The organism is Cryobacterium sp. Y82 (assembly GCF_002929495.1).
Classification (GTDB): domain Bacteria; phylum Actinomycetota; class Actinomycetes; order Actinomycetales; family Microbacteriaceae; genus Cryobacterium; species Cryobacterium serini.
Genome location: NZ_PJJJ01000007.1, coordinates 1 through 3,124 on the forward strand (window position 1 = coordinate 1; position 3,124 = coordinate 3,124).

At 57.3% G+C, this 3,124-nt stretch carries 1 rRNA gene; it reads left to right on the top strand.

Annotation, left to right across the window (positions count from 1 at the left end):
* Positions 1-3,121: ribosomal RNA gene (locus tag CXY70_RS00050) — 23S ribosomal RNA — on the top strand.
* Positions 3,122-3,124: the final 3 nt, after the last annotated feature.

Below are 3,124 nucleotides of genomic sequence, written 5' to 3' on the forward strand. Positions count from 1 at the left end.
CTAAGGGCGCATGGTGGATGCCTTGGCATCGAGAGCCGATGAAGGACGTGGGAGGCTGCGATATGCCTCGGGGAGCTGTCAACCGAGCGTGGATCCGAGGATTTCCGAATGGGGAAACCCAGCACGAGTGATGTCGTGCTACCCGCATCTGAATATATAGGGTGCGGGAGGGAACGCGGGGAAGTGAAACATCTCAGTACCCGTAGGAGGAGAAAACAATTGTGATTCCGCAAGTAGTGGCGAGCGAACGCGGAACAGGCTAAACCGCACGCATGGGTAACCGGGTAGGGGTTGTGTGTGCGGGGTTGTGGGAGGATATGTCTCAGCGCTACCCGGCTGAGAGGCAGTCAGAAAGTGTCGTGGTTAGCGGAAGTGGCCTGGGATGGTCTGCCGTAGACGGTGAGAGCCCGGTACGCGAAAACCCGGCACCTGCCTAGTATCAATTCCCGAGTAGCAGCGGGCCCGTGGAATCCGCTGTGAATCCGCCGGGACCACCCGGTAAGCCTAAATACTCCTCGATGACCGATAGCGGATTAGTACCGTGAGGGAATGGTGAAAAGTACCCCGGGAGGGGAGTGAAAGAGTACCTGAAACCGTGTGCCTACAATCCGTCAGAGCCTCCTTTTCCTCTCCGGAGGAGGGTGGTGATGGCGTGCCTTTTGAAGAATGAGCCTGCGAGTCAGGGACATGTCGCAAGGTTAACCCGTGTGGGGTAGCCGCAGCGAAAGCGAGTCTGAATAGGGCGACCCACACGCGCATACGCGCGTGTGAATAGTGGCGTGTTCTGGACCCGAAGCGGAGTGATCTACCCATGGCCAGGGTGAAGCGCGGGTAAGACCGCGTGGAGGCCCGAACCCACTTAGGTTGAAGACTGAGGGGATGAGCTGTGGGTAGGGGTGAAAGGCCAATCAAACTCCGTGATAGCTGGTTCTCCCCGAAATGCATTTAGGTGCAGCGTTGCGTGGTTCACCGCGGAGGTAGAGCTACTGGATGGCCGATGGGCCCTACTAGGTTACTGACGTCAGCCAAACTCCGAATGCCGTGGTGTAAAGCGTGGCAGTGAGACGGCGGGGGATAAGCTCCGTACGTCGAAAGGGAAACAGCCCAGATCGCCGGCTAAGGCCCCCAAGCGTGTGCTAAGTGGGAAAGGATGTGCAGTCGCAAAGACAACCAGGAGGTTGGCTTAGAAGCAGCCACCCTTGAAAGAGTGCGTAATAGCTCACTGGTCAAGTGATTGTGCGCCGATAATGTAGCGGGGCTCAAGCACACCGCCGAAGCCGCGGCACATCCACCTTGTGGTGGGTGTGGGTAGGGGAGCGTCCCTCATTCAGCGAAGCCACCGGGTGACCGGTGGTGGAGGGTGGGGGAGTGAGAATGCAGGCATGAGTAGCGACAAGGCAAGTGAGAACCTTGCCCGCCGAAAGACCAAGGGTTCCTGGGCCAGGCCAGTCCGCCCAGGGTGAGTCGGGACCTAAGGCGAGGCCGACAGGCGTAGTCGATGGACAACGGGTTGATATTCCCGTACCCGTGTGTGGGCGCCCGTGACGAATCAGCGGTACTAACCACCCAAAACCGGATCGATCACTCCCCTTCGGGGGTGTGGAGTTCTGGGGCTGCGTGGGAACTTCGCTGGTAGTAGTCAAGCGAAGGGGTGACGCAGGAAGGTAGCCGTACCAGTCAGTGGTAACACTGGGGCAAGCCGGTAGGGAGAGCGATAGGCAAATCCGTCGCTCACTAATCCTGAGAGGTGACGCATAGCCGGTTGAGGCGAATTCGGTGATCCTCTGCTGCCAAGAAAAGCCTCTAGCGAGCACACACACGGCCCGTACCCCAAACCGACACAGGTGGTCAGGTAGAGCATACCAAGGCGTACGAGATAACTATGGTTAAGGAACTCGGCAAAATGCCCCCGTAACTTCGGGAGAAGGGGGACCGGAATATCGTGAACACCCTTGCGGTGGGAGCGGGATCCGGTCGCAGAAACCAGTGAGGAGCGACTGTTTACTAAAAACACAGGTCCGTGCGAAGTCGCAAGACGATGTATACGGACTGACGCCTGCCCGGTGCTGGAAGGTTAAGAGGACCCGTTAACCCGCAAGGGTGAAGCGGAGAATTTAAGCCCCAGTAAACGGCGGTGGTAACTATAACCATCCTAAGGTAGCGAAATTCCTTGTCGGGTAAGTTCCGACCTGCACGAATGGCGTAACGACTTCTCAACTGTCTCAACCATAGACTCGGCGAAATTGCACTACGAGTAAAGATGCTCGTTACGCGCGGCAGGACGAAAAGACCCCGGGACCTTCACTACAACTTGGTATTGATGTTCGGTACGGTTTGTGTAGGATAGGTGGGAGACTGTGAAACCTCGACGCCAGTTGGGGCGGAGTCGTTGTTGAAATACCACTCTGATCGTATTGGGCATCTAACCTCGAACCCTGAATCGGGTTTAGGGACAGTGCCTGGCGGGTAGTTTAACTGGGGCGGTTGCCTCCTAAAATGTAACGGAGGCGCCCAAAGGTTCCCTCAACCTGGACGGCAATCAGGTGGCGAGTGTAAATGCACAAGGGAGCTTGACTGCGAGACTTACAAGTCAAGCAGGGACGAAAGTCGGGATTAGTGATCCGGCACCCCCGAGTGGAAGGGGTGTCGCTCAACGGATAAAAGGTACCCCGGGGATAACAGGCTGATCTTCCCCAAGAGTCCATATCGACGGGATGGTTTGGCACCTCGATGTCGGCTCGTCGCATCCTGGGGCTGGAGCAGGTCCCAAGGGTTGGGCTGTTCGCCCATTAAAGCGGCACGCGAGCTGGGTTTAGAACGTCGTGAGACAGTTCGGTCTCTATCCGCCGCGCGCGTCAGAAACTTGAGGAAACCTGTCCCTAGTACGAGAGGACCGGGACGGACGAACCTCTGGTGCACCAGTTGTCCCGCCAGGGGCACCGCTGGATAGCCACGTTCGGTCAGGATAACCGCTGAAAGCATCTAAGCGGGAAACCTTCTCCAAGATCAGGTTTCTCACCCACTTGGTGGGATAAGGCCCCCCGCAGAACACGGGTTCAATAGGTCAGACCTGGAAGCTCAGTAATGGGTGTAGGGAACTGGTGCTAACCGGCCGAAAACTTAC